20 protein-coding genes are annotated in these 23358 nt (G+C 49.5%); 10 read left to right on the top strand and 10 right to left on the bottom strand.

The features are described from left to right. Positions 1–322 precede the first annotated feature (322 nt). Positions 323–1084: a hypothetical protein gene (locus H6F90_RS29550; RefSeq protein ID WP_190555520.1), complete on the top strand. Its 762-nt coding sequence runs from the start codon at positions 323–325 to the stop codon at positions 1082–1084. A gap of 93 nt (positions 1085–1177) precedes the next feature. On the opposite strand, the gene H6F90_RS29545 is transcribed toward H6F90_RS29550, so the two are convergent. The 9 genes from H6F90_RS29545 to H6F90_RS29505 all read right to left on the bottom strand — a co-directional run bounded on the left by H6F90_RS29545 (position 1178) and on the right by H6F90_RS29505 (position 11224). Further along, the gene (locus H6F90_RS29545) at positions 1178–2389 is read right to left on the bottom strand and encodes an aspartate aminotransferase (protein ID WP_190555519.1); all 1212 of its coding nucleotides are present in this window, start codon (positions 2387–2389) and stop codon (positions 1178–1180) included. Between the two features lie 3 nt (positions 2390–2392). Then, a complete protein-coding gene (locus H6F90_RS29540) occupies positions 2393–3577 on the bottom strand; it encodes an iron-containing alcohol dehydrogenase family protein (RefSeq protein WP_190555517.1) in 1185 nt (394 codons plus the stop codon). Positions 3578–3703: 126 nt separating this feature from the next. Beyond that, positions 3704–4237 carry a Ycf51 family protein gene (locus tag H6F90_RS29535; RefSeq protein ID WP_190555516.1) on the bottom strand — a complete coding sequence of 178 codons (534 nt, stop codon included), beginning with the start codon at positions 4235–4237 and terminating at the stop codon, positions 3704–3706. 55 nt (positions 4238–4292) lie between these two features. After that, on the bottom strand, positions 4293–4763 hold the full coding sequence (gene sufU / locus H6F90_RS29530; RefSeq protein WP_190555514.1) for a Fe-S cluster assembly sulfur transfer protein SufU: 471 nt from the start codon (positions 4761–4763) through the stop codon (positions 4293–4295). A gap of 160 nt (positions 4764–4923) precedes the next feature. Continuing rightward, positions 4924–7173: a bifunctional diguanylate cyclase/phosphodiesterase gene (locus tag H6F90_RS31310; RefSeq protein WP_190555513.1), complete on the bottom strand. Its 2250-nt coding sequence runs from the start codon at positions 7171–7173 to the stop codon at positions 4924–4926. Continuing rightward, complete coding sequence (locus H6F90_RS29520; protein ID WP_370588136.1) at positions 7134–7619, bottom strand: PAS domain-containing protein; 486 nt, start codon at positions 7617–7619, stop codon at positions 7134–7136. The genes H6F90_RS31310 and H6F90_RS29520 overlap by 40 nt, the downstream gene beginning before the upstream one ends. A gap of 174 nt (positions 7620–7793) precedes the next feature. Beyond that, complete coding sequence (locus H6F90_RS29515) at positions 7794–8780, bottom strand: DnaJ C-terminal domain-containing protein (protein WP_190555512.1); 987 nt, start codon at positions 8778–8780, stop codon at positions 7794–7796. Between the two features lie 94 nt (positions 8781–8874). Then, the gene (gene dnaK / locus H6F90_RS29510; protein ID WP_190555511.1) at positions 8875–10902 is read right to left on the bottom strand and encodes a molecular chaperone DnaK; all 2028 of its coding nucleotides are present in this window, start codon (positions 10900–10902) and stop codon (positions 8875–8877) included. A gap of 97 nt (positions 10903–10999) precedes the next feature. Further along, positions 11000–11224 carry a hypothetical protein gene (locus H6F90_RS29505; protein ID WP_190555510.1) on the bottom strand — a complete coding sequence of 75 codons (225 nt, stop codon included), beginning with the start codon at positions 11222–11224 and terminating at the stop codon, positions 11000–11002. Between the two features lie 149 nt (positions 11225–11373). Between H6F90_RS29505 and H6F90_RS29500 the strand changes: the two genes are divergently transcribed. The 5 genes from H6F90_RS29500 to H6F90_RS29480 all read left to right on the top strand — a co-directional run bounded on the left by H6F90_RS29500 (position 11374) and on the right by H6F90_RS29480 (position 17663). Then, positions 11374–13119: a hypothetical protein gene (locus H6F90_RS29500; protein ID WP_190555509.1), complete on the top strand. Its 1746-nt coding sequence runs from the start codon at positions 11374–11376 to the stop codon at positions 13117–13119. Positions 13120–13341: 222 nt separating this feature from the next. Then, positions 13342–14769, top strand: a complete 1428-nt coding sequence (gene pds, locus H6F90_RS29495; RefSeq protein WP_190555508.1) for a 15-cis-phytoene desaturase — start codon at positions 13342–13344, stop codon at positions 14767–14769. A gap of 31 nt (positions 14770–14800) precedes the next feature. Beyond that, positions 14801–15727 carry a 15-cis-phytoene synthase CrtB gene (gene crtB / locus H6F90_RS29490; RefSeq protein ID WP_190555507.1) on the top strand — a complete coding sequence of 309 codons (927 nt, stop codon included), beginning with the start codon at positions 14801–14803 and terminating at the stop codon, positions 15725–15727. Between the two features lie 304 nt (positions 15728–16031). Continuing rightward, positions 16032–17180 (top strand): EAL domain-containing protein, encoded by a 1149-nt coding sequence (locus H6F90_RS29485; RefSeq protein ID WP_370588135.1) that lies wholly within the window; start codon positions 16032–16034, stop codon positions 17178–17180. 93 nt (positions 17181–17273) lie between these two features. After that, positions 17274–17663, top strand: coding sequence for a hypothetical protein (locus H6F90_RS29480; protein WP_190555506.1), 390 nt, complete (start codon positions 17274–17276; stop codon positions 17661–17663). A 137-nt stretch (positions 17664–17800) separates the two neighbouring features. On the opposite strand, the gene H6F90_RS29475 is transcribed toward H6F90_RS29480, so the two are convergent. After that, complete coding sequence (locus tag H6F90_RS29475; protein WP_199296270.1) at positions 17801–19606, bottom strand: S-layer homology domain-containing protein; 1806 nt, start codon at positions 19604–19606, stop codon at positions 17801–17803. 151 nt (positions 19607–19757) lie between these two features. Between H6F90_RS29475 and H6F90_RS29470 the strand changes: the two genes are divergently transcribed. The 4 genes from H6F90_RS29470 to H6F90_RS29455 all read left to right on the top strand — a co-directional run bounded on the left by H6F90_RS29470 (position 19758) and on the right by H6F90_RS29455 (position 23060). After that, positions 19758–20663 carry an alpha/beta fold hydrolase gene (locus H6F90_RS29470; RefSeq protein WP_190555505.1) on the top strand — a complete coding sequence of 302 codons (906 nt, stop codon included), beginning with the start codon at positions 19758–19760 and terminating at the stop codon, positions 20661–20663. A 20-nt stretch (positions 20664–20683) separates the two neighbouring features. Further along, positions 20684–21196: a GNAT family N-acetyltransferase gene (locus H6F90_RS29465; protein WP_190555504.1), complete on the top strand. Its 513-nt coding sequence runs from the start codon at positions 20684–20686 to the stop codon at positions 21194–21196. 196 nt (positions 21197–21392) lie between these two features. Then, positions 21393–22103: an SDR family oxidoreductase gene (locus tag H6F90_RS29460; protein ID WP_190555503.1), complete on the top strand. Its 711-nt coding sequence runs from the start codon at positions 21393–21395 to the stop codon at positions 22101–22103. Between the two features lie 120 nt (positions 22104–22223). Further along, on the top strand, positions 22224–23060 hold the full coding sequence (locus H6F90_RS29455) for an Npun_R2479 family HD domain-containing metalloprotein (protein ID WP_190555502.1): 837 nt from the start codon (positions 22224–22226) through the stop codon (positions 23058–23060). Positions 23061–23358 lie beyond the last annotated feature (298 nt).

The raw sequence follows: 23358 nt of genomic DNA, 5'->3' as shown, positions 1-23358 counted from the left end.
AGGGTAACTTTTGTTTCCTACTCTTTCAGCGATCGCGCTATAAAAATCTTCTTTAAAAAGTTAAATAAGCAAGTCAGCCTGGAGGTAGAGCAAATAATCCACTCTTCCGATAGAACTGTTTGTGATTGCAAACCAAGTATCTTTTGTATACAGAGCTCACGTAGAGCTAGTACAAAATACAGACTCAAAAACTTTAGAAGTCATTATTGAAATCTACTGATTTTAGAGTTCATCCATTAGGTTCTAGTAGTCTCTAGCGATTCAAATATTTCTTTGCTCTTTTTCTAAAAACCTTTGTTTTGAAAGCGTTCTGGCAATAAAAATGTACAACAGAGATAACCGCGAAACCCACAATTCAGAAGTTCGTCAAGAGACTTATCAAGACGCTCAAGGAAATACTCATACTCGTGTCACTCGCAACGCTGACACCGTTAATACCCGTACACCCACGACAGACGAGGTGTCTTATCGCGATGGCTACGTAAGCGGTCAGGTCACCGAACGGGAATTGCGAGACGGAAATCAAATTGCTCGTGATAACGACAATGCAGCTCGTGGGCTCCTGATCGGCATTATTCTGACCTCTTTGTTGGGCTTAGTTCTTGGCACACTATTTTTCTTGAATCAACGGCGCGAAACTCCTGCGCCTGTAGCACCCATTATTGTGCCGAATCGCTCAGTTGCTCCAGCGGCCAAGCCATCGCCTAGCCCGGTGACCAAAACCGAAACTCGAATCATTGAGCGAGACAGAGTGGTACCTGTTCCTCAGCCACAGGCTCCAGCACCTCAAGCACCCGCACCCGCTCCTGCTCCAGCACCTACGGTGAACGTAGCACCCGCTCCCGCTCCTGACGTAAATATCACAGTGCCCAGCAATCCTGCGCCTGCGCCTACTCAGCCTCAAACTGGAAATGACGCAACATCTACTCAGGGCAGCAGTGGCAGTACAACTGATACCGCACCTAGCACCAACGATCTGAATACGGGAGATCAGTCAGATACTGCACCAACTACAGAGGGCACAAGTACAACTGGCAATGACACAACTAACACTGGTGGCGCCTCTGGAACCACTGGCCGTTAAATAGCAGAGCTGAGTTTCAGCGACTAAATTAGTCAATTTTCCGTGGGTCTAGTGAATATTTACTAGACCCACGATTATTTTTGAAGGTAATAATTATTCGGAGTGAGACCCAACGGCTTCGGCTTGATAACGAATGTTAGCTTGTTTCAATCGTTGCAAGGCTTCACCTAGGCGATCGCAATCTGCAATTAAGCTAATGCGAACATATCCTTCGCCGCCAGGACCAAAGGCATTACCTGGGGTCACAACCACACCTGTTTGTTGCAGTACCGACAGAGCAAAGTCAGTGGAGTTTTGCCCTGGTGGACAAGGTACCCAGAGATACATGGTGGCGCGAGTCTTCGGAATGCTCCAACCGAGTTCTTCTAGTCCTTGGATCAAGAAATCTCGACGGGTGCGGTAGCGAGCCTGAACTTCGTGCAAGTAGACATCAGGCAGTTGTAAAGCAGTTTCAGCCGCAGATTGTAAGGCCGCAAAGATGCCGTAATCCAGATTGGTTTTTAGAGTTCGCAATCCTTGAATAATGTGGCGATTGCCCACCACAAAGCCTACACGCCAACCCGCCATATTATAGGTTTTGGACATGGTGTGGAACTCTACCCCAATGTCCTTAGCCCCTGGAATCTCTAGCAAACTGGTGGGCTGATAACCATCAAAGGCAAGTTCCGCATAGCAAAGATCATGGATCAGCAGAATTTCATGCTTGCGGGCAAATGCGACAATGTCTTCAAAGAACTCGCGGGGAGCCGTGGCCGCCGTTGGATTACTGGGGTAGTTGAAGTAAAGGGTTTTGGCTTGCTTGGCTACATCATCTGGAATCGCAGCCAAATCGATTAGCCAATCATTTTCTGGCTTTAGGATCAGGTTGTGAATCTTACCTCCAGCAATGAGCGGTCCCCGGAAATGAGCTGGATAAGCGGGACTGGGAACTAAAACAACATCACCAGGATTAACATAGGCGATCGCTAAGTGAGTCAACCCTTCTTTGGACCCCAGCAACGGCAAAGCTTCTCCGTCAGGATCAAGACTGACGCCATAGCGACGGTGGTACCAGCTGGTGATAGCGCGGCGGAAACTGGCAGTCCCCTCAAAAGGCGGATAACCATGATTGGCTGGGTCCTGTAGAGCCGCGATCGCTGCATCCACGACAGGTTGAGGTGTAGGGCCATCTGGGTTGCCCATTCCCAAATCAATCAAGTCCAGACCCTGTTCGCGAGCACGAGCTTTCAACTCATCTAAGCGGGCAAATACATAGGGAGGGAGCGCCCGCAGACGTTCGGCAGGGGTAATCCAATCCAGTTCCATTCTTTACACCTCGTTGCTGGTTGCCTGAGTCAGAGTGGTACGACTGACTTCAACCGGAGCCATTGTCGAAACCATAGCTGCCATCAGTTGTGCAGGCACAACCGAGAATGGCAGACGGTGAATATCCGAGCCTTGAGCACAGGCTACTTCAGCAGCATGTTGTAAATCTGCCAGCGAAATCTGCTCTAAACCCAGATCGCTTAAGGTTTGGGGTAAGCCGATTTCAGCATAGAACTTTAAGAGCTGCTGTCGTGCTGTCGCTGCTAGTTGATTTCCTTGCAGCATTTCTTCCAGGCGCAGTTGCACCAAAATGCCATAAGCTACCTTCTCACCATGCAAAGCATCATGGCTAGCCAACAGATGCGTGAGGCCATTGTGCACCGCGTGAGCGGCAACCGTACGACATTGGGCTCCACCCAGACCACCAACCACGCCCGCCAACAACACGGCAGCATCTACCACCTCGCGCCAAGCGTCACTCCCTGGTTCTTGCAAAGCGGCCACAGACCTTTGAAACAAAATGTCGCGCAAAACGCGGGCCTGCTGGACTGCTGCAATCATCAACGTTTGGTCGGAGTGACCGCTGCTGACGGAAGCTTCATACCATTTCGCCAAGGCATCACCAATGCCTGCGACCAAAGTCCGCTGATCAGCCGTCCGAACCAAGCTATAGTCGAGCACCAACAAATCTGGGCAGCGGGGCAAGCCCACGTCGTACAGAAAGGCTCCTTGATCGGAATAGACGTTGGAGAGGGCTGTCCAAGCCGCACAAGTGGCTGCTGAAGTGGGCACAGTCACAATTGGCAACTGGGACTGATGAGCAATCAATTTAGCCGCATCTAAAGCTTTACCACCACCAACACCAATGATGACGTCAGCTTGATGAGTCGCAACCGCTTCCCGTAGCGCTGCCAGTCCTGACTCACTGCAATCTAAACCATAGGCAGCCTGAGTGAATGACAGTTTTTCTTGCTGCAAGACAGGTTCTAACCAAGGTTGCACCACCGCTAAGGTGCGATCGCCCCCTACAATTAAAGGCCGCTGTCCTAAGCGACCAATTGCCTCCCCTACCTGGGCCAACGCTTGCTCGCCTCGGATCACTTGAGCGGGCGCGACCATCAGCGAGAGCAGTGCAGTCGTGGTTTTAGTTTGGGTTGATGATGAATCCGGCAGAGAGGGATGAGGCATAGGGCACGATCGCGAGGTCGTTGACATTTACGTAGGGTAAGGACAACTTTACTACTATTTCCAGGTTAGTTTGCACTGAAACTAAGGCGTAAAGATCACCCAGTTTCTAACTAACCGATGGAAGTTTTAGGATGGGCGAGATGCGGTCTCTAGCTGAGGCAAACGAGCAAAATTTTGGTCATAGATCGTTACCGCCAAATTGGTGTCATCTCGCGATGCCAGCGATCGCTTGACTTCACCTAAATAGAGAGGCACCGATTGCCCCACTTCTGGGTGAATAATGGTCCGAGCCCGAATCGTGAGTTTCTCGTCCGCTCCCCCTAAACGGCCAAAGGAGAACAAATCGGAAGCCGCTTGGCGCAGAGTGGCATCTAACTCAGATTGCTTGATCTTGGGTGAAACCGAAATAACAGCTTGACTGGCTCCAGAGTCATAGATGAGTGAGAAAGGAGCGGCACCCGGGATGATGGTATGGGTCAGAGGCACCAAACCGAGAGCAAAAAAGCCCACGGTTAGAACCCCCATAAAGCCTGTGACTCCTACAAAGCGGAACCGCACGCCCCACTGGAACACAAACATTAAAACGGTTAAAGCAGCGCAAACTAATGTCAGAATGCCTGACCACTTAGTAGCAATTAAAAAATCGGCAGTTGTAGGCATGACGGTGGCAAACTCAGACTAACGACAGATCAATAAAGCTGAGGAAATCCCTCGGTTATTCGTTGCTGACAAAGCCCGCAGGCTGAGACGCTTCAGAGAGCTCTAAGGCTGCCTTTAAGGTATGCCAAGAAAGATTGGCACATTTAATCCGCACAGGAAACTGAGAAACCCCTTGCATCACGTTTAACTTCCGCAATTCTTGGGGAAACTCTGCTTCTCCTTTCATCATGGTTTGGAAGCGTTGCACCATTTCTAGCGCTTCAGCAACGGTGCGACCTCGTAAAGCCTCAGCCATCAGATCTGTAGAGGCGATCGCGATCGCGCAGCCTTCCCCTTCAAATTTGACATCCTCAATCCGGTCGCTGTTCTCGTTGAGTTGCAAAGTCAGTTCGATCGTGTCACCACAAGAGGGATTATGGCCTTTTTGATAGCGATGGACTGGAGAGGTTGTACCCTTGTTACGAGGTTTTTTATAACGCTCCAGAATCACTTGTTGATATAGATCACGTAAGTTGCCCAGAGTCATGATGGGTTGATGATGTGTGTCTCCGTCTATTCTCGATCCTATCAGGGTCTTCCAGCTTGATAGGGGGCGATCGCATTATTACCTAGAGAATTTCCAGCATATCAACTGCTAGCTCGATCCGCGATCGGTTTGCCGTAGTGCTCAGACCAGAAATTCTGAATCAATTTCCAGGTAAAACCTTGCCAGCTTTTGATAATTGGCGTTGATGCTGCGGATGAGGACTGAGTTGGCGAGCGCGGCAATGATATTGCTGAGTTAGCAGGGTGGTGATGACCGCAGCGGATACAGGTTTAGAGAACAGGTAACCCTGCCCGTACTCACATCCCATCTGGTTTAGTTGAGTATGTTGAACTGCCGTTTCTACGCCCTCGGCAATTACTTGCATCCCCAAATTGTGGGCTAGCGTGATGATCGTCTGAACAATTGCTGAATTTTTACTATTCGTGTCTATCGTGGTGATAAAAGAGCGATCGATTTTGAGGACATCAATCGGAAAGCGGTGTAAATAGCTCAAAGATGAATATCCAGTGCCAAAATCATCCATGTATAGCTGAATATTCAGAGTTTTCAGGGCTAGTAGCATGGCGATCGCAGGTTCCGAATTTTCCATTAACACAGTCTCAGTAATTTCTAGTTTTAGGCTCCCAGGTGCTAGCTGGGTGGTCTGCAAAATTTGACTGACTTGGGTCATCAAATCTGTCTGGGAGAACTGCCGCCCCGAAATATTGACACTGATCGTCAGGGGTTGGCAGAAGGGAAACCGTACTTGCCAGTTCGCTACCTGTTGGCAAGCTTCCTGCAACACCCAATGTCCCAGTGGCACAATCAAGCCTGTTTCTTCAGCAACTGCAATAAACTCCGTCGGAGCAACCAAGCCGCGCTGAGGATGGTGCCAACGCACTAAAGCTTCAAACCCCACAATTGCACCTGTGGCTAAAGCCACAATGGGCTGATAACGAACCTGAAACTCTTGGCGATCGATGGCTCGCCGCAGATCCGTCTCCAGTTGCAATCGCTCTACCGCGTGAGCATGCATACTCAGGTTAAAGACTTCATAACAAGCCTTCCCCACGGCTTTGGCGCGATACAGAGCGATATCAGCATCTCGCAACAAATTCTCTGGTTGAACGTAGCTGCGGGTATATAGCGCAATCCCGATACTAGCTGTGGTAAACACTTCGTAACCGTTGAGGTTGAAGGGTAGGGTCAGAGCCTGCTTGATGCGCTCAGCAATTTGGGTGGCACCGCTTAAATCTGAAATGTCTTCTAGTAAGACGGCAAACTCATCCCCGCCTAGCCGCGCCACTGTATCACCTAACTTTAGGCAGGCTTCTAGACGGCGAGCGATCGCAACTAACAGTTGATCCCCAACTAAGTGCCCCAAGCTGTCGTTAATTAGTTTGAAGCGATCTAAATCGATAAATAAGACTGCAAACAAATCCCCTGTGGAACGCTTGGCCCGCTGCATGGCATGTTCTAAGCGATCCATAAACAAAGTTCGATTGGGTAAATGCGTCAGTGCATCATGTATCGCGCTGTGCAACAACTGTTCTTCTGCCCACTTGCGCTCCGTTACATCCTGAGCCAGTGAGGCAATGCCAATCAGATTCCCGTTTTGATCAATCAGAGGTGTGTTGTACCACTCACAGAAAATAGTTCTGCCGTCTTTCGTCTGGTTGGCATTGGTGCTCCGCATGCCTCCCCTTTGGGCCAAGAGTTCTACCCAAACCTGCTTGACCTGCTCTCTGGCGGCGTGGGGCACAATTAACTCTAAAGCGTGACAGCCTACCACCTCGCTTTGGGCATAACCAAAAATCTTTTCTGCGGCTGGGTTCCAGTCCACCACTTCAAAATCTAGGTTCCACTCAATGACAGCTAGGGGAGTTTGCTGAACATGGAGTGAGAGCTTTTGCTTAGATTGCTTCAGTTCGGCATCCAGGCGATCGCGCTCTGTTAGGTCTCGAATTGCCAAGACAGCATTAGTTCCCTGACCCTTAAATTGGATGCAAGTGGCATAAATCTCTAAAACTTGCCTGGTTTCAGCCTGTTGAAATTCATAAATGCCAGTCACATTCAGTCGTTCGTGTAACACTCGATTGACTGGGTGTTCCTCCGGCGTAAGTGGCTGACTCTGTTGCTCTAGGCACAATAAATCTAGAAGCGGTGTACCCAACACTTCAAAGCGTTGCCGATTCACTAAACGGTCGAACGTAGTATTAGACCATTGAATTCTGCCATCCTCGTCCGTCCAAACGATGGAATCGACAATGGCCCCTAAAGCCACTTCCATCTTGCCTAGTGTGGAGCGCAGTTGATTGAGCAGGATGGTGGGATCGCCTAGCATTAGGGCTTTTGCTCCGTGAGGGGTTGTTACGACTCCAAAGGCCGTAAGATGGCACCAAACATCCATTGGCCAAGCTGCTGCTCTGCGGTAATGAAATGCTCGGATAGAATTTCTCTGCCATCCTGAGTGACTGCCATTAATCGCAGAGGATGGTTCATGATCGTCGGTTGCTCAGTGAGGGTAAAGCGAGCAAATCCGAGATGATGGGAATCGTGATAGCTTGTAGGAATGACTACTGTGAGCGGTTGACCGAGAATCTCCTCACTCTGCCAGCCAAAAGTAGCTTGAAAGGCAGAATTGACGAAGGTAATGAAGCCTTGATGATCTGTGATTAGCACAGGCACGTCGGTTGTAGTCGTCAGTTCCTGAAGCGTCATCATAATGGTCTGCTTCTCTTGATTTGCTTTTTTGGTTTGCTTCTGGGATGGGTCGCGATCGCAGCAATAATTAACAGTAATTAAAAAAGTTGGTTTTTTGAGTAGGCCATAGTTGTGTAGAAACTCTCTCTGCACAACTCCGAGAAAAACGCCTAAGTTCTAAGCAATTAAAAATTGCTGTAATAAAGTCTAGTTTGGCAGTAACTAGAGCAGCAAAAATCCGCAAGTTGAGCTAAAAACATCCGCCACTTGCGCAAACTGAGCACTTTTCTTCAAGTGCTAAAAATAAAGGCTAGAAACTGAAGTAATTTAGATGGGCAAGTCAGCGCGGGGATAGAAACTTTCAATTTGACGGAGTTTTTCGTAGAGATTGCGTTCTTCCGCAGTCAGGTCTCTAGGCACCGCCATTTGGATTTCCACAATCTGGTCCCCGCGCACTCCCTGATCATTGGGATATCCTTTGCCAGCTAAACGCAGACGCTGACCGGGACGCACTGCGGGAGGAATTCGCATTTTCACCAGGCCATCGAGCGTGGGCACCTCAATCTGCCCCCCTAAAACTGCCTCTACTGGCGTAATCGGCAGCTGGCAGAGAACATCAGTCCCTTCTAACTTGAAGTAAGGGTGAGAGGTGACTTCAATTTTTAGGTACAGGTCGCCCCCGTTAACGCCTTGACCCTTGAGCCGAATCCGCTGTCCAGAAAACATGCCACCTGGCATATTCACTTCTAGCGATCGCCCATCTTCTAGCCGCACTCGTTCGCGACCACCTGTATAAGCTTTGTCGAGCGGCACGCTCAGTTTGGCTTCGGCATCCCGGCGACCTGTCCGCACCGTATAGGTGGTCTTGGTGGTGCCTGGGCGGTAATATTCTTGAGTGGCAGTGGTAGTGCGGGAATTTGTGCCAGCGGTTGCCGTTTTAGCAGTGGTGCGCCGATTGAGCAGCTGATCCACAAAGCTGTTGAAATCGGGGAAGGAGCCGAAATCTAGGTCATCGTTGGTGCGACCATTGTTGCGATCGCTCCACGCTGCACTTCCGCGTGCCGCATTTCCCCCTTGAAAGCCTTTCTGCTTCCAAAAAAGGCTGAACTGGTCGTACTGCGCTCTCTTGGTCGTATCGGAAAGCACTTCATACGCTTCTCCAACATCTTTGAATTTTTCCTCAGCTTCTTTATTCCCCGGATTCAGGTCGGGGTGATATTGCCTTGCCAGCCGCCGATAAACTTTTTTGATTTCTTCTATAGAAGCATCTCTGGAAACTCCCAGAATTTCGTAGTAGTTCCGAAAGTTTTGCATAAGGAAGTTAACACTCAATGATTGATTGTCCGTTGTTGATTGTGAGGAACTAGTAGTCGGCGTTCAAACCTAGCTCCCCACACCCAAAAACCTATTAGAGCCAGTCATCGTCATCTTCGTCCCAGTTGTCATTTTGGTAATTCGGCCCAGAACGGCCTGCACCCACGCCATAGGCAGAGCCAGAACCAGGTCTGCGGTAGGGCGTGTCAAAGCTGTCATCATAATCGCGGCGGGAATCACGAGGTGAGTCACCCGTAATTGTCCGGCGGATCGATCCAAAGAAGTCGTCTTCTTCCTCTTCGGCCTGGGCGTATTGATACGCTTCTCGCTTGAGATTGTACAGCGCATCTTGCAGATTCGCCTGGGCCAAATCCACGCTGCGCTCGTCGTTAGATTCCAGAGCTTCCCGTAGTTCTTGAATCAAGACTTCGATTCGGCGGCGCTTGTCGCTGGCAAAGTACATGCCATAGTCGAGCGCGACTTGCCGCAACTCTCGCTCCGCTTCAAAGGTGAGCGCTTCTGAACGGGTGCGCTTCTCGACGCGATCGCGGCGTTGGCGATCGGCATCAGCAAATTGCTCCGCTTCCCGAATCATTTTCTGCACTTCGGCTTCGCTAAGATTTGAGGCTTCTTGGATGACGATGGTTTGCTCGCGGCCCGTAGTGCGATCGAGCGCGGTCACCTGCAAAATCCCGTTGGCATCAATATCAAAAGAGACCTGCACTTGGGGAAGTCCTCTAGGAGCCGGGGGAATGCCATTCAGCTTGAACCGCCCTAGAGATTTGTTATCCGAGGCCATCTCACGCTCGCCTTGCAGCACATGGATTTCCACCACCGTTTGGTTGTTTTCGGCAGTGGAGAAAATGTCGGACTTGCGAACCGGGATGGTAGTGTTGCGAGGAATCAGCTTCTTCATCGCTCCAGAAATGGTTTCCAGACCGAGGGAAAGCGGGGTTACATCTAGGAGCAGAATATCTTTAACTTCACCTGCCAAAATACCTGCTTGAATTGCCGCTCCGACTGCGACTACTTCATCTGGGTTGACGTTCTGGTTCGGTTCGCGATTGATCAAGCCCCGCACCAGTTGTTGCACCATTGGGATGCGAGTGGAGCCACCCACCAAAATCACCTCGTCAATGTCTCCCGGAGACATGGTGGCATCGGAAAGCGCCCGCTTCACGGGAATTCGTAAGCGGCTGACCAAATCGCCACACAACCCTTCAAACAGCGATCGCGTTAGTTTGGTTTCGAGGTGCTTCGGCCCATCGGCAGTAGCGGTGATAAAGGGCAAATTGATTTCGGTGACGGTAACACCAGATAGCTCGATCTTGGCTTTTTCTGCTGCTTCGGTGAGGCGTTGCAGGGCTTGGCGATCGCGACGCAGATCCACGCCTTCTTCTTCTAGAAACTGCTCGGCTAGCCAATCGACAATCTTTTTGTCAAAGTCGTTACCGCCCAGTTGGGTATCGCCACTGGTGGATTTAACTTCAAACACACCCTCGCCAACTTCCAAGATGGAGACATCAAACGTACCGCCACCCAAGTCGAACACGAGTACCGTTTGGCTTTGTTGACGATCTAACCCATAGGCTAAGGATGCTGCCGTCGGTTCATTGAGAATTCGCAGCACTTCTAAGCCCGCAATTCGTCCCGCGTCACGGGTGGCTTGGCGCTGGGAGTCGTTGAAGTAAGCAGGAACCGTAATCACTGCGCCTGTCACAGGCTCACCCAAGTAGCGGCCTGCATCATCGGCTAATTTGCGCAGAACTTTTGCCGAAATTTCTTCCGCCGCAAAGTCTTTATCCAGTCGGGGGCACTTGATTTTGACGTTGCCGCGATCGTCTTTGCGAATGGTGTAGGGAACTCGCTTGGACTCTGGGCTTAGCTCGGCATATTGCCGCCCAATAAATCGCTTGACTCCATAAAAAGTGTTTTGCGGGTTCAGGACTGCTTGCCGCCGGGCCATTTGCCCCACCAACAGCTCGCCTTCTTTGCTGAAGCCAACCACTGAGGGGGTAGTCCGCATGCCTTCGGCATTGGCAATGACCACTGGCTTTCCGCCCTCCATGACGGCGACCACTGAGTTTGTCGTACCCAGGTCAATGCCGACTACTTTACCCATGCGTTGAAATTCTCCCCGCGTATCTTAACTATTGTTGAGATCATTTGCTGGATTCATTCTATCTTGCTAGCGAGGCTGCTCAGTGCTAGGGTACCCATCAATCCGTCGATAGGCTAGGTTCGGGTTTCCGCCCTATTTCCCCCTCTCTAGGATCGGCCATTTGCGATCGCGTTAGCTGCCAATCTAAATACAACATCACAATCTGAAGTTTGAGGACATTATATAGATGCTTTAGGTTGCGATCGCTGATCAACTTCTCCAAGAGCTTGTCAAGCACTTTATCAGCCAACCGCTCAAGCACCAATAATAGGATGAGGTTCATGAGTCGTTTGCATCACTACCTCTTTAGCTTCTTAGGCCCATGTCTGTGATCAAGTTTGAATCGAGTTTGATAAACGTCTGACCTTTGCCTGTATTAGGTATGACTTCTCTAAGCAGGGCTAAAATAGGCACAAGTTTTGTGCTTGTGTTATGGCTGGGCGATCGCTCCAAGTATCAGTAGAGGCTCTCAAAAAAGTCAAAAGGGCTTTAGGTAAAAGGTTTGGAACTCAAAAGGCTTTACAGGAGGAGCTAGGAGTATCTCGTCAGCCTATAGGAAACTTTTTCAACGGTAGAACAGTTGCGCGTTACATCTTTATCGAGATTTGTGAGCAACTCGATTTAGATTGGCAAGATATTGCTGAGTTGACTCAAGATGAAGAACCTGAATTATTAGAGCAAGAGCAAAGGGAAGATTCCGAGATTAATAAGTTAGTGCAAAAGAGTTCGCTCAGTTCCGAATCAGAGTATTTTGTGGGACGGCAAGAAGCCACGGAAGATATCAGCAATCTTGTTAAAGCCACAAAAGTCATTCTAATTCAAGCAGAAGGAGGCATAGGAAAAACAACATTTGCTCGCAAATGGTTTAAACAAAAGGGTTTGGATGTTTTAGAGCTATCAGTAGGAGCAGGCTCTCAGAGCATCTATTCAGCAGATGATTGGATTAGGTATAAGCTAAAATCCCACTTCAAATTGCAACCAGAGCAGAGTTTTAGAGCAGCCTTAGAACAATTCAAAGAGCAGTTAAAAGCTCACAGGGTTGGGGTTCTTATTGACAATCTTGAATCAGTCCTCGTTAATGGCGAACTTATTGAACCACATCGTTGCTACTATTCAGAGCTGCTTTTAGCCTTGTCTAGCACAAATTCGGTAACGCTTATTACCAGCCGAGAAGCTTTAAGCGAATACGGTATTAAGATTCAAGTTTATCAATTACAAGGACTGCTCCATGAAGACTGGAAAGAGTATTTTGAGTACCAAGGCATTCAAATTTCTGAATCCACTTTGAACGAGATGCATCGTGCTTATGGAGGCAATGCAGAAGCAATGTCTCTGTTTAGTAGTGATATAAAAATCTCCTTCCAAGGAAATTCCGATCTTTATTGGCAAGCCAATCGCACAGATTTAACAATAAACCCTAAGCTCGAAAATCTAGTCAAAAGACAATTTGAAAAGATCAAGCAGGACGATTATCAAGCCTATAGCCTTCTCTGCCGTCTTGGATGTTATCGCTATGAATGCATTCCCTATATAAACAAAGAAGGAGTATTTCGTTTAGCTTGGGATCTAACAGGTAAACAAAAGCAAAGAGCTCTTGATGCTTTAATATCCAGATCACTCATGAAAACCCAAGGTTTAAGCTATTATCTCCATCCCATATTTAGAGAAGAGGCAAGAGAAAGGCTTCAGCTCAATCCTGCAGCCTGGAGTGTAGCCAAGCGTGAGGCATCATTTTTTCTAATAAAAATGATGTATGAGTACCAAGATTTCGAAGACAGGCTAATTCTATTAATAGAAATTCTTGGACAAATTCTAGAAACATCTGTACTGGATCTTTCGGAGATACTTGAATTAGAACGAAGTGAAAAACTCAGCCCCGATGTATTTACAACGGTTGTAAACTTTGCTCATCTGGCCTATGACTCAGGGATAATACTTCATCAGCTTGGAATTACTTGCCACCAGCTAGGAAATTCAGAAGAAAGTAGAAGAAATTTTCAAGGGAGTAGGAAAAAACTTCAGCGGGCGAGTTTGATCTTTAATCAGTTACGAATGACTCAATCTGCCAAAACGGTTGAACAGGCCATAGATAGCTTGGAAATCAGCGAGAGAAGTTGTTACAGCCTCACCCTAGATCAATCTTGTAGCGGAAATACGCTCACCGATCGCCGAAATTGAGAAACGGAAGCAGCAGTAGCACGATCGCCCGTAAGACAAAAGATGCGATCGATCTTACTGCACCAGTAAGCAATCCCCCCTACCTGGATAGCGATCAACGACCAGAGGGTAGAAAACAGCGATTTGAGCGATTAACTTTACTAAGACTTCAATATGTAACGGATTGCAACGTATAATGAGGAGCGGGAAACCGTTAAAAAATTCTGAAGAGCGGTAGGTTACATGCGAGTTGCGATCGCTGGAGCAGGCTTAGCAGGGCTTTCCTGCGCCAAATATTTGGTTGATGCGGGGCACACCCCCATCGTCTTGGAAAGCCGAGACGTATTGGGTGGCAAGGTAGCCGCTTGGAAAGATGAAGATGGCGACTGGTACGAAACAGGGTTGCACATCTTCTTTGGTGCCTACCCCAACGTGCTGCAACTATTTAAAGAATTGAACATTGAAGATCGGTTGCAGTGGAAAGAGCACACCATGATCTTTAACCAGCCCACCGCTCCGGGCACCTATTCGCGGTTTGACTTTCCCGACATTCCTGCTCCCATCAATGGTGTCACTGCCATTTTGCGGAACAACGACATGCTGACTTGGGGAGAAAAGATCCGTTTCGGCTTGGGTCTGATTCCTGCGATGGTTAAAGGTCAGAACTATGTCGAAGAGATGGACAAATACTCCTTCTCCGAGTGGCTAAAGAAGCAAAACGTGCCACCTCGCGTTGAGAAGGAAGTATTTATCGCGATGGCGAAAGCGTTGAACTTCATCGACCCTGATGAAATTTCCGCCACGGTCGTTCTAACAGCCCTCAACCGCTTTCTGCAAGAACGTTACGGCTCCAAAATGGCCTTTTTGGATGGAGCGCCACCCGAACGGCTCTGTCAGCCAATGGTGGATTACGTCACGGAGCGCGGGGGACAAGTGCGACTGAAAGCGCCGCTGAAAGAAATTGTGCTGAATGAAGACAACACAGTAAAGCACTTTGTGATTCGTGGGTTAGATGGCGCACCCGACGAAACCCTAACCGCTGATTTGTATATATCTGCGATGCCTGTCGATCCGCTGAAGGTGATGCTACCCCAGCCTTGGAAGCAGATGGACTACTTCAAAAAGCTCGATGGCTTAGAAGGCGTACCTGTGATCAACTTGCACATGTGGTTCGATCGCAAACTGACCGAGGTGGATCATCTACTGTTCTCGCGATCGCCCCTGCTCAGCGTCTATGCCGACATGAGCAACACGTGCCGTGAATACGAGAACCCCGATCGCTCCATGCTGGAATTGGTCTTGGCTCCCGCCAAAGATTGGATTACCAAATCTGACGAAGAGATTATCGCCGCCACGATGCTGGAGATCGAAAAGCTCTTTCCTGATCACTTTGTCGGCGATGACCCTGCCAAGTTGCTAAAGTACAAAGTCGTGAAGACTCCCCGCTCCGTGTACAAGGCGACACCAGGACGCCAAGCATGCCGTCCGACCCAAACGACTCCCATTAGCAATTTCTATCTAACGGGAGACTATACAATGCAACGCTATCTAGCCAGTATGGAGGGGGCCGTACTTTCTGGTAAGCTGACAGCGCAGGCGATCGCATCTGCTCATCCCAATTTAGCTGCTCCAGCTCCAGGGCAGAAGTCCCTGCAAACCACTACTGCCTAGCCTGCGACGTTAGCGAAGCGCCCCGAAGGACATGCTGCAACTGCCTGATTCCCCTCGTGTGAGAACTCTGGCCTCTTTAGAGGAGTCCTACGAATTTTGCCGCCAAATTACGGCAAAGTATTCCAAAACCTTTTACCTCGGCACGCTCTTAATGCCAGAGGCAAAGCGTCGTGCAATCTGGGCGATCTATGTTTGGTGCCGTCGCACTGACGAGTTAGTCGATGGACCGCAGGCAGCACAGACGACGCCAGAAACGCTCGATCGCTGGGAGCAGCAATTAGAGTCGGTTTTCGCTGGACATCCGTTGGAAGACCCCGATGTCGCCTTGGTGGATACCTTAGAGCGGTTTCCCCAGGATATTCAGCCCTTCCGCGACATGATCGCGGGGCAGCAGATGGATTTGTATCGCAGCCGCTATGAGACGTTTGAAGAGCTAAATCTCTATTGCTATCGAGTCGCAGGTACCGTGGGGCTGATGTCTACAGCGGTGATGGGTGTAGATACCACCTATCGCACCGCTCCCTGGGACCGCAGCACGCCTCAAGGACCGATTGAAGAAGCGATCGCCCTAGGGGTGGCAAACCAGCTCACCAATATTCTGCGTGATGTGGGTGAAGATGCACGGCGCGGCAGAATCTATTTGCCTCTAGAAGACTTAGCTTTATTCAACTACACCGAGCAAGATCTATTTAATGGGGTAGTAGATGAGCGTTGGCGAGGATTGATGCGCTTCCAGATCCAGCGGGCCCGCAAGTTTTACGCCCAAGCAGAAAGAGGCATTAGTCGGCTCAGTCCTGATGCTCGCTGGCCAGTTTGGGCAGCCACAGGACTCTATAGCCAAATTCTCAACGCGATCGAAAGTAACCAGTACGATGTGTTTCAGCAGCGGGCTTACGTCAGAGGCCCTCGGAAACTAATGTGCCTGCCAGTTGCTTGGTTACGCTCTAAGGCGCTCTAAATTATTCTTTTTCTGTGCTTTAGATCACACTACAGTTGTGATCTACTTTTGTTTTCACGGTTTACAGGCTCGTGATTCTAGCTATGATGGGGATGTCTGTGCGAGAGGCAGAACTAGCAACGGCAGGCTAGAGCTTTCCTGAAGTAGTGACGTTGGCGATTTCTGCCGTTTTCCTCAAAAAGCGTCTTTATTGTTTGTTAATTGTGTTTTTTAACACTCTTCAAAAGCAATCGATTCGCTTACGTTAAAGGACGATTGTTGCCTCATACAAGGATAGTGCGTAACGCAAGGGAAGATCCGAGTAGTGCGTGATACCAGCCTACTAACCGAAGTGCTCCACCTGGTGGTTCAACCGAGTGACACAGAAGCGCATGCCTTCTTCTGTGAGCTCGGCTTGCAACCGATTCCTGATGTTCCACAACTGCTCTGCTTGGTGCTCGATGAAAGCCAACTCCGAGGAGTTTTTTGCCAAATCAGCCAGAGGCTCTCGGAAGCTGGACAAGCCGATTCTCGCTTTATTCTGACGCGATCGCCCCTCCAGTCGAAAGCATTATTGATTGAATTTCTGCACGCTCAACCGCTGAGCAGTGTTACGGTGCCGATCAAGCATCAATGGTTTTTTCAAGCCTTAGCCGATCGCGCTTTTGTCTTTAAGTATCAGCCCATTTATAACTTGGCTTCCGGTGAGGTGCTGGCTTACGAATGTTTGGCGCGGGCGGTGCAGGGCCAAGGCCAATACTTCAATGGCAAACAGATTTTAGATGCGGCCCTCTCGACTCATTGCACCCATGAATTTGATGAGCTGGCTCGTGAAACTTGCATCAATGCGATCGCGCAGGTAAGCAATGGCCAAACCTTTTTTATCAACGTGCTACCCAATGCCATTTTGCAGGGGCCTAAATCTCTAGAGCGCAATTTGCAACAAGTCTTGGCTCTAGGGTTGCAACCGCAGCAGATTGTTTTTGAGTTAACCGAAGTAGAAGCCCTGATTCAACATCCAGACCTCTCACGCTTAATTCATCAAATTCGGGACTATGGGTTTGGGGTCGCCATTGATGACTTAGGGGGGCAAGTTGCAATCGATCATTATTTCATGGCTCTCCACCCGGATGTGATCAAGCTAGATCGTCAGCTCGTGCAAGGTTGCAGCCGCCATCCAGTCCAGCAAATTCTGCTCAAGAGTCTTCTTTACTCAGCCCACGAAATGGGCATTTTAGTCGTAGCCGAGGGTTTGGAAACGGCTGAAGATATTGCTTTTTGTCGGGATCTAGGCGTTGATTTTGGTCAAGGCTTTGGGCTAGCTAAACCCGAAGTGATACTGCAACAGCAGAGGTTGGATCTTGCCAGTTTTTGTCCTCTGATCAATCGCCGACCTGCGATCGCGCCTCTATTTGCTGCCAAGCTAGCCGCATTTAACAGCCGCCAACCCCGCCTCACCCATGCCATTAGCTAAATTGGTAACTGGTAGCTCTAGATGGCGTTTCCAGGTTGCATTCAGGCCCCTCCAGCTTGCATAGTAGATGGAGTCCAAGCCCTGCGACGATTCATGCAACTCGAATTTGTGCCTGTTGAAGATTTTTATTTCGCTCTCACCTTAGCGGTTCGCACTCTCGAAGATATCCCCGATCCAGGACTCATTGAGCAAATGCGATCGCGCCTTCAGGAAAAGTTTGGTCAGCCTTCGACCGTTGCCGCAGCGAAACAAAATACGTTTAACTACGTGTTTCGAGTGCATGACTACGACAACAGTCCTGCCAATCAACTAATCGTCTCTGTGGCGGACTGGCAAGATAAATTACGTCTCAGCAGCGACTATGGTTGGACCTTAGATGCCGAGCGCAAACCGCTCCGCACCGAATGGTTTGACCGCCGTCCAGAATTTTGTCAACAACTGCGATCTCACCTGCAAGAGTGGCTAGAGGTACCCATTGGTTGAAATCAGCTACTAGTAAGCCTCAAAACCAGGGCGATCGGTAGGGGTAGATTTTTTGCCCTCGAAAATGAAAGGGCACCTACAAGAGGTGCCCCTACTAGCTTCATTCTTTCAATCGGCAGTTCTTAGCCAGAACTTATTTAGCGAGAGGGAGCCTGACCAGGGGTGCGGCCACCTTCGTCATTGCTGCCACCACGGGGGCTAGAGTTACCTGGATCGCAACCCTCGGCACCATTACCAATGCCTTGGTTACAGTTTTGCTTGCCCTCTTTCTCGTCGTCTTGCTCTTGAGTCTGAGTTTCTTGCTCAGTTTCGGTCTCTTGCTCAGTTTCAGTCTCTTGCTCGGTTTGAGTTTCAGTTTGGGTGGTGCCCTGCTGAATCACATAGGGAGAAGAGAAGCTTTGAGCTTTACCTGTGCTAACCAAAGCTTGGTACAAGAACGCACAAACTTCTGCACGAGTCGCTACGCGGTTGAGTTCTAAGCGATTGGTGTTGGGGTAGTTGATCACGATTCCCCGCTCGGTCAGGGCCGCGATTAGCGTCCGGACATCAGCAGGAATAGTAGCTGCATCCCCATAACCTTGCAGCAAGGTTGCAACAGTGCTGGTGCTGCTGACGGATGTGTAGTTTAAGCCTCTGGCTAAGGCTACCAACACATCCAGACGAGTCAGACGAGCGGTGGGGTTGAAGAGGCGATCGCTATCAGCGCCAAAGAAGCCCATCGAGTAAGCTTCGCGAACAGCAGTGTAACCCCAATAACTGGTGGAGACATCACGAAACTCAATGGCTTCGCGAACGGCTCTCTGGTCAAAAGCTTTGCGCAACACTGCGGCAAATTGAGCCTTAGTAACTGCTTCGCTAGGACGGAAGGTATTGTCGGGGAAACCCTCAACAATATTCTGTTGAGCCAAGCGAGCGATGAACTCATAGGCCCAGTAGCTACGCGAAACATCCGTAAAGCTACCTTGAGTAGTACTGGTTGTGGTTTGCTGACCACCGGTTTGCTGGCCAGTAGAAGTAGTACCTTGGCCAGTAGTAGATTGGCTGGTTAGGCGAGCCATTAGAGTTTGGGTGGCAGCTTGGTCAAATGCCAATACTGAGCCAGTCGCGTTGGTACGATATACCCAAACTTCCTCGGAGCTGGCTACAACTACTCGGAAACCAGGAACATCACCAGGAGTGCAGGTAGATGCAGTGCCAGGAACACCTAAGCAGCTATCAGACCAAGTCTCTTGTTGGACGGAAACCACCCGCAGTTGAGTCGCTTGGACTTGGCTACGAGCCGTGATCGCTTGGTATACAGAGGTGGCGATCGCTTGAGTAAATCTAACTTGGCTGCTGCTAGATTGTGTAGTTGTGGTGGTTTGACGAGTTTCAGTAGTTTGAGTGGAACTAGTAGTCTGACTCGCAACGGTCCGAGTTGCAGCCTCGTCATACACAACTTGAGAGCCAGTGGCATTGGTGCGGAAGACCCAAGTTTTGTTATCACCTTCTACAAAAACCCGGTAGCCTGGAACGATCGCCTGGGTACAACCAACACCAGCACCCCCCAGACCCAAACAACCATCGGACCACTCTACTCTCTCTGCTCTAGTGATTCGCAGGCTAGCAAGTGATATCTTCTGGCTGGTAGAGATTTGTTGGAGGATAGTTCTGGAAGCGCCTTCAGATAGTTCGACTTCCTCGCCACCATCGTCATCGCCATCATCGTCGTCGCTATCGTCGTCTCCACCATCATCGTCACCATCATCACTATCGTCGTCGTCGTCTGACTGACTGATGAGCAACTCGCCAGACTGCTCTGTAGAAAGCTGTTGGCTAGTAACAGGTGAATTCGTAGCCTCAGCTTCCGAAGTTACAGCATTTGCTGGAGCAAAAGCAGTCATCGACAAAATCGTGGCAGCCAAAAACAGCTTGCCCAAAGAGGCCAAAATGCCTTGATTCATAGATCCTCACACTCACGTAAACGGTTAAAGGGACGGTTTTTAATTGGTATATGTTCCCTGATTGATGCCTTAGAGGTCTTTATGGCTGAGCGTAGGCCAAAAAATATATGATGAACGAAGACTATTTACAAATCTTAAGAAGATAGTGGGAATGACCCAGCAGTTAACAAAGACCAATATTTTTGAAAAACTGACTTGGACTTGGCGCGGCTACCCGATCCAGTACACCGTCATGGGCACTGGACGCCCACTGGTGCTGATTCATGGTTTCGGAGCCTCCATTGGCCATTGGCGCAACAACATTCCAGTTTTGGCAGCGGGTGGCTACCGAGTGTTTGCTTTGGATCTACTGGGGTTTGGTGGCTCAGCCAAGCCAGATATTGAATACAACTTAGAACTTTGGCAAGTGCTGCTCAAAGACTTTTGGGAAGACCAGATTCAGCAACCTGCTGTTTTTGTGGGTAACTCCATTGGTGGCTTACTGAGCTTAATGGTGCTGGCTAATCATCCCGAAATTGCTGCTGGAGGCGTGCTGCTCAATTGTGCGGGAGGGCTAAATCATCGCCCCGATGAACTGGTGCTGCCCTTGCGCTTGATTATGGCCACTTTTACCAAACTGGTCAGTTCTCCCCAATTTGGCCCTTTTTTGTTTAACCGAGTTCGCCAAAAACATCGCATTCGGAACACGTTGCGTCAGGTTTATCGCAATGCTGAAGCGGTGACGGATGAACTCGTAGACTTACTTTATGCCCCATCCTGCGACGAAGGTGCCCAACGGGTCTTTGCGTCTATTCTGACGGCCCCTCCTGGCCCTACTCCCACAGAATTGCTGCCTCAAGTCCAGTGCCCCTTGCTGGTGCTCTGGGGAGAACGTGACCCTTGGACTCCGATCAGAGGAGCAGAGGTTTACCGGAAGCTGAGCGATCGCGAACCTGGGGAAGATGTGCCTCCGGTGCGTTTTGTCGCCATTCCTGACACAGGCCACTGCCCACACGATGAGCGACCAGAAGTGGTGAATGCTCTAATTTTGGATTGGCTCGCAGAAACGGCTTTGTAAACTCATGCCCTGGAAAACTCATGACGGTCTTTGAAACGCCACGCCTGCTTTTGCGACAATTCACTCAGGATGACGTGGATGACCTAGCAGCGATGTATGCTGACCCTGCTGTCATGACTTATTTGGGTGGGGTTCGCTCTTACGAGACCACACAGCAGCATATTGAGCGCATCATCCAAAACTATCAGGATTATGGTTTTGGGCTTTGGGCTGTGATCCATAAGGGCGATCGCCGATTAATGGGTCGTTGTGGGCTGATTCCTCAAACCATTGAGGGACAAGGCGAAGTTGAGATTGGCTATTTACTTTCCCACGCTTATTGGGGGCAGGGATTGGCGACGGAGGCAGCTACGGCGATTCGAGATTATGGGTTCAATACGGTGGGTTGCGATCGCTTAATTTCTCTGATCGATCCTCACAATCTGGCTTCGCAGAAGGTGGCACTGCGGGTGGGTTTAACGTATGAAAAAGATGTGATTTTGTCGGACAAGCCGATTCGACTTTATGCCATTTATCGGCCTGCTGACTCTTAGCATTGTCTAAGCTAATTGGAATCAAACCCTTGGGGGCGCTTGCCCCCAAACCCCCGCTGAAGGACGGTTGCGTCCTTCAGACTCTCTTCAAAAGTTGGTCGGGTTTTTGCGAACTTCTCTCTGTGATGGGATGCGGGCGATCGCTTTTGATTGTGTAACGAGGGGCGAGTGGTGACGGTTGCAACAGGAGGGAACGATGGCTAGCGATCGCAAAATTGCTGTGGTAACGGGTGCAAATCGAGGTTTGGGTTTGGAAACGTCGCGGCAATTAGCTAAGCAAGGCGTTTATATCATTCTCACGAGTCGTGATCAGGCGAAGGGGCAGGCTGTCGTTCAGCAGTTGCAGTCTGAGGGGTTGGAGGTTGGGTATCATCCCTTAGATGTGACTGATGCGGCCAGTGTGCAACAACTCGCCCAGTTTGTTCGTGACCAATTTGGCCATTTAGAAATTCTGGTCAATAATGCTGGCATCGGCCTTGATTTTGACAATGGCAGTCTCTTTAATCTACAAATTGAGACACTGGCGCAAACCTTACAGACCAATCTTTATGGCCCGATTCTGCTCTCCCAGGCACTCATTCCGCTGATGCAAATCCGGGGATATGGCCGAGTGGTGAATGTCTCTTCTGGAGCGGGGCAATTAAGCGAGATGAACAGCGGCTATCCCAGTTATCGAATGTCGAAAACGGCTCTCAATGCTTTAACTCGCATTCTGGCGAATGAGTTGCAAGGGAGCAATATCTTAGTGAACTCGGTGTGTCCCGGTTGGGTAAGAACAGATATGGGTGGCCCTGATGCCCCTCGTACGCCAGAGCAAGGAGCAGACACGATCGCCTGGTTAGCCACTCTACCGGATGGTGGCCCCACCGGAGGTTTCTTTCGCGATCGCCAACCTATCCCCTGGTAAAGCACCTTGTAGATGAGATTTAGCCATTTCTGTGCTCACCCATGATTGCTGGGGCAAACTTAGGACATGGCTGCTTAATGACACTAAGGCGATCGCGGGTTTGGGAGACAGCAATCTAGCATGTTCAATGCCACAGAACTTTTAATCGAAAACTTTTTAGAGCAACTCAGAAGTGCCTACCAACGTACCTATGGCGGCTGGAAATCTGAGTACCAGGAGATTATTGCCTGGGTGGGCAGCATGGCGCTAGAGAACATTGCCAACAGTGATGCGCTTTACCACAATGTAGAGCACACGATTCTCGTCACGTTGGTAGGGCAGGAAATTTTACGAGGTAAGCAGATCCGGGATGGAGGAGTTTCCTGCGATGATTGGCTGCACTGCATGATTTCTCTGCTCTGTCACGACATTGGCTATATCAAAGGGGTTTGCCGTCGCGATCGCCTAGGTTTATACGCCACGGGTATGGGCGACACAATGATTTCTCTGCCACCCGGAGCGACCGATGCCAGTCTCACGCCTTACCACATCGATCGCGGCAAGCTATTTATTGAGGAGCGATTTGGCGGACACCCACTGATTGATGCCGAAGAAATTAAGCGCAATATCGAACTCACTCGTTTCCCAGTGCCCAACGATAGCGACCATCAAGACACAATTAACTACCCCGGTTTGCTTAGAGCCGCAGATTTAATTGGTCAACTGAGTGATGTTCGTTATTTGCAAAAAATCAATGCGCTGTTTTACGAATTTGAAGAAAACGGCACCAACAAACACTTGGGTTATCACCATCCCGGTGACCTACGGCAAGGCTACCCAAAGTTCTTCTGGAATGTGGTTTACCGCTACGTAGAAAACGCCCTCACTTATCTGCAATTAACGCAACAAGGTCAACAAATTATCGCCAATCTTTACGCCAATGTTTTTGTTATAGAACACGGTCCAGCAGTAATTTAAGAAAGGAGTTTAGAAGAGGAGCGATCGCCTTCTCCCCATCAATCCCCTCAAGAATTAGTCAAGGTGGGGGTTGACGATGCTGGTTTTTCTCTGTTAGCGTCATTGCATAAAGCTTGACAACTCGCAAAAGATTTTTTCGCAAATGCTATCTCTTCGCAGCAGCTACTTTTATTTTTGGTATGTGGAGGTTCACTTGGAGTGAATCCAGCTTCGGCTGAATCTCCAGGTGGACCGCAGACAACCAGCTCTGCGGTCTTTTGCTTTTTAAGGACAGATTTCACTCACACAAAACCCAGAC

The organism is Trichocoleus sp. FACHB-591 (genome assembly GCF_014695845.1).
In the GTDB taxonomy this organism is placed as follows: domain Bacteria; phylum Cyanobacteriota; class Cyanobacteriia; order FACHB-46; family FACHB-46; genus Trichocoleus.
This window is presented reverse-complemented; position numbering and strand designations above follow the sequence as displayed.

Excerpts from the sequence above, each read along its gene's own strand:
- H6F90_RS29550 (WP_190555520.1), top strand. The coding sequence starts at position 323 with ATGTACAACAGAGATAACCGCGAAACCCACAATTCAGAAGTTCGTCAA.
- H6F90_RS29545 (WP_190555519.1), bottom strand. The coding sequence starts at position 2,389 with ATGGAACTGGATTGGATTACCCCTGCCGAACGTCTGCGGGCGCTCCCT.
- H6F90_RS29540 (WP_190555517.1), bottom strand. The coding sequence starts at position 3,577 with ATGCCTCATCCCTCTCTGCCGGATTCATCATCAACCCAAACTAAAACC.
- H6F90_RS29535 (WP_190555516.1), bottom strand. The coding sequence starts at position 4,237 with ATGCCTACAACTGCCGATTTTTTAATTGCTACTAAGTGGTCAGGCATT.
- sufU (WP_190555514.1), bottom strand. The coding sequence starts at position 4,763 with ATGACTCTGGGCAACTTACGTGATCTATATCAACAAGTGATTCTGGAG.
- H6F90_RS31310 (WP_190555513.1), bottom strand. The coding sequence starts at position 7,173 with ATGGATGTTTGGTGCCATCTTACGGCCTTTGGAGTCGTAACAACCCCT.
- H6F90_RS29515 (WP_190555512.1), bottom strand. The coding sequence starts at position 8,780 with ATGCAAAACTTTCGGAACTACTACGAAATTCTGGGAGTTTCCAGAGAT.
- dnaK (WP_190555511.1), bottom strand. The coding sequence starts at position 10,902 with ATGGGTAAAGTAGTCGGCATTGACCTGGGTACGACAAACTCAGTGGTC.
- H6F90_RS29505 (WP_190555510.1), bottom strand. The coding sequence starts at position 11,224 with ATGAACCTCATCCTATTATTGGTGCTTGAGCGGTTGGCTGATAAAGTG.
- H6F90_RS29500 (WP_190555509.1), top strand. The coding sequence starts at position 11,374 with ATGGCTGGGCGATCGCTCCAAGTATCAGTAGAGGCTCTCAAAAAAGTC.
- pds (WP_190555508.1), top strand. The coding sequence starts at position 13,342 with ATGCGAGTTGCGATCGCTGGAGCAGGCTTAGCAGGGCTTTCCTGCGCC.
- crtB (WP_190555507.1), top strand. The coding sequence starts at position 14,801 with ATGCTGCAACTGCCTGATTCCCCTCGTGTGAGAACTCTGGCCTCTTTA.
- H6F90_RS29480 (WP_190555506.1), top strand. The coding sequence starts at position 17,274 with ATGCAACTCGAATTTGTGCCTGTTGAAGATTTTTATTTCGCTCTCACC.
- H6F90_RS29475 (WP_199296270.1), bottom strand. The coding sequence starts at position 19,606 with ATGAATCAAGGCATTTTGGCCTCTTTGGGCAAGCTGTTTTTGGCTGCC.
- H6F90_RS29470 (WP_190555505.1), top strand. The coding sequence starts at position 19,758 with ATGACCCAGCAGTTAACAAAGACCAATATTTTTGAAAAACTGACTTGG.
- H6F90_RS29465 (WP_190555504.1), top strand. The coding sequence starts at position 20,684 with ATGACGGTCTTTGAAACGCCACGCCTGCTTTTGCGACAATTCACTCAG.
- H6F90_RS29460 (WP_190555503.1), top strand. The coding sequence starts at position 21,393 with ATGGCTAGCGATCGCAAAATTGCTGTGGTAACGGGTGCAAATCGAGGT.
- H6F90_RS29455 (WP_190555502.1), top strand. The coding sequence starts at position 22,224 with ATGTTCAATGCCACAGAACTTTTAATCGAAAACTTTTTAGAGCAACTC.